This is a genomic window from Acetivibrio ethanolgignens (assembly GCF_001461035.1).
Lineage (GTDB): Bacteria > Bacillota > Clostridia > Lachnospirales > Lachnospiraceae > Velocimicrobium > Velocimicrobium ethanolgignens.
Genome location: NZ_LNAM01000045.1, coordinates 1 through 3,076 on the forward strand (window position 1 = coordinate 1; position 3,076 = coordinate 3,076).

Annotated in this window: 3 protein-coding genes; 2 read left to right on the plus strand and 1 reads right to left on the minus strand. The window is 41.5% G+C overall.

The annotated features are described in order from the left end of the window. Positions 1–217 precede the first annotated feature (217 nt). Positions 218–559 (plus strand): MobC family plasmid mobilization relaxosome protein, encoded by a 342-nt coding sequence (locus ASU35_RS03330; RefSeq protein WP_058351645.1) that lies wholly within the window; start codon positions 218–220, stop codon positions 557–559. After that, positions 508–1,878 (plus strand): relaxase/mobilization nuclease domain-containing protein, encoded by a 1,371-nt coding sequence (locus tag ASU35_RS03335; RefSeq protein WP_058351646.1) that lies wholly within the window; start codon positions 508–510, stop codon positions 1,876–1,878. The genes ASU35_RS03330 and ASU35_RS03335 overlap by 52 nt, the downstream gene beginning before the upstream one ends. A 79-nt stretch (positions 1,879–1,957) precedes the next feature. Here the strand turns inward: ASU35_RS03335 and ASU35_RS03340 are convergent, their stop codons facing one another. Continuing rightward, positions 1,958–3,037: a PDDEXK nuclease domain-containing protein gene (locus tag ASU35_RS03340; protein ID WP_278278045.1), complete on the minus strand. Its 1,080-nt coding sequence runs from the start codon at positions 3,035–3,037 to the stop codon at positions 1,958–1,960. Between the last annotated feature and the right edge of the window lie 39 nt (positions 3,038–3,076).

Consider the following 3,076-nt stretch of genomic DNA (forward strand, 5'->3'; position numbering starts at 1 on the left):
ATAAAAGGTGATATGCGTTGACTTAGTAAAGTTATATAATTTTGTTCCTCAACGCTGTTTTACCGTCGAAATACCTTGACCTTTCCTGCCGCTTTTGCTACAATTTGCTGTGGGTGATTGCGCCCAAAACTGAATAAAACCTGAAACGAACTGTTGTAAAAATCGAACATTTTACAGCAGTTTTTTTGTACCCAAAATCAGAAAGGAAGTGGCAGAAATGACAAATCGAAACCGCACCAATCCGGTGCAATTTTATCTCAGCGATGATGAGCAGTACATCCTCAACACCAAATTCAAAGCATCCGGCATGAAGAGTATGTCTGCGTTCCTGCGCAAGCTGATCTTATATGGATATGTGTATGATGTTGATTACAGTTACCTGCGAAATTATAATACGGAGTTGGGACGTATCAGCTCCAATTTAAACCAGATCGCAAAGAGGGTAAACAGCACCGGAAACATTTATCAAGAGGATATAAACGAAGTAAAGGAGTTGATGAATAAAGTATGGTGTACACAAAAATCCATGCTATCAAAGCAACCGTTGATAAAGCGATAGAGTATATCTGTAACCCGGACAAAACCGATGAACAAATCTATGTTTCGTCTTATGCGTGTGCGCCCGAAACTGCGGCGATTGACTTTAAATATACGCTTGACCATTGCAGGGAAAACAGTCCCAACAAAGCCTATCATCTCATACAGGCTTTTTCTCCGGGCGAGGTCGGTTATGAGGAAGCGCACCGCATTGGAAAAGAGCTTGCAGACAAGGTTTTAGAGGGGAAATATTCGTATGTTGTCACCACGCATATTGATAAGGGGCATATACACAACCATATCATCTTTTGTGCGGCTGACAACATCGAATATAACAAATACCATGACTGCACACAGACCTACCACCGCATCCGCCACCTGAGTGATGAGCTGTGCAAAGAACACAATCTTTCTGTCATCATTCCCGGCGGTGAACGTGGCAAAAAATACAAGGAATGGCAGTCTGATCAGAATGGTTCGACCTGGAAAACACAGCTTCGGCGGGACATCAATTTCTGTATCAAATCAGCTTCCACTTATGAAGAATTTCTTCTTCTGATGCGGGCAAAAGGTTACGAAATCAAAGGGGAAACTTTTGGAGAAGATGCTGCAAAATATATCTCTTTCCGACCTCTGGACAAGGAGCGTTTTGTCCGTGGCAGTGCTAGGTCTTTAGGGAAAGAATACACAAAAGAACGTATCAGGGAACGCATTGAAAAGAAACGGGAACGAAAGGCAACGATCCCCAAAAGGGACTACTCTGCCCGCAGGCCCATTGACACCTCAGACGAAAAATTTCAGAGCAGTCCGGGACTTCAAAGGTGGGCTGCCATCGAGAATTTAAAGATTGCCGCACAGAGCTATAATGAAGTCGGTTCCCTGTCAGAACTGGAACACAAAATTGCGGTGAAAACCGAAGCCGGAAAGTCTGCAAAACAGAGCGTTGTGGAACTGGAACACCGCATGAAAGACCTTGCGGAAATCATCAAATATGCTGAGCAGTACAAGGACAACCGATCCTATCATATCGCTTACAAGAAAGCCAAGAACCCGGACGCTTATTTCCGCAGATACGAGAGCCAGATCATCCTCTATGGCGGCGCAAGACGGGTGCTTGAACAAGCAGGCATCAAGCTAAAAGGATTGAATGTGGATAAGCTGCGAGCCGAGTATCAGGCATTGGAAACGCAGAAAAAAGAACTGACCGCAACCTACAAGAGCTGCGAAATAGAGGTGCGAAATTTAAAGCGGAAACAGGAAAATCTGAATCAATATCTCGGACGGACACAAACCGATCCGGTGCAGGAACAACAGACAAAAAACAAAAATCACAGCTTATAAAACAATGGGGGAGAATACTATCCATCAGATAGCACTCTCCCCTCTGAATCAATTCTTACACACTTTACTTGACAAACTCTCAATTCTGTTCTTCATCCAGCCATTCTTTTAGCTTTTTCTGTAACAGCTTTTTATCCGGCAAATATAATTTATACTCTTTTGCATAAATATTGGCATTTTCTGGGAGTGTTAAATCGACAAGAGCCTCATCACTTTGCTTACAGAGTAAAATACCAATCGTCGGATTTTCTCCCTCAATTTTCTCATACCGGTCATAATAGTTTACATACATCTGCATCTGTCCTAAGTCCTGATGTGTAAGCTCATCAATCTTAAAATCTATCAAGACATAGCACCTTAACAATCTGTTATACAGAACCAGGTCAACATAAAAATTTTTGTCATTAAATGTAAACCTCTTTTGCCGCTGTTCAAAGAGAAAACCTTTCCCCAACTCCAAAAGAAACTTCTGCATTTTCCCAATTACCGCCGATTCCAGATCACTTTCATGATATGCTGCTTTATCCTCCAGTCCTGCAAACTCCAGTACATACGGAGTATGTAAAATATCTTCTGGTTTCTGCGGAACGGCACCTTCATTTGCCAATCGCATCACATCATTTTTATCTCTGCTCAATGCAAGTCTTTCATACAAACTGGAGTGAAATTGTCTTTTCAAGGTGCTTACATTCCAGTTAGAACGTATTGCTTCCTTTTCATAAAAGTCTCTTTCGTCCTTATCCTCTATACGCATAAGTATCTGATAATGTGTCCAGCTCAGCTTAAATGGTATTTTTTTGTATGCCGTTTCTAATTGTCCAATTCCTGATTGGACAATTCCAAAAGCCTGTTCAAATTGTCCAATTCCCGATTGGATAATTTCATCTTCTCTATCTTTGTAAGCCATGTAAAATTGCCGCATTCCTGCAACATTGCTTCTTGAAAAACCTCTGCCATATTCTTCTGTCAGATATGATGACAAAGAATCCAAGACTTTTGCTCCATATTTTGCTCTTTCTGAACCCTGCTGTTCCTGCTCGATAATATATCTTCCAAGCAGAAAACTGGTAAGAACTGTAATTGCATTTGCCATTTGTCCCATATTACTTCTGGCACTGTCAATCAGCTTTTTTGATTTATCGTAACTATTCAGTACCACCCTTATTCAAAGATGAAATCAGGGTGACCTGAGATCGCA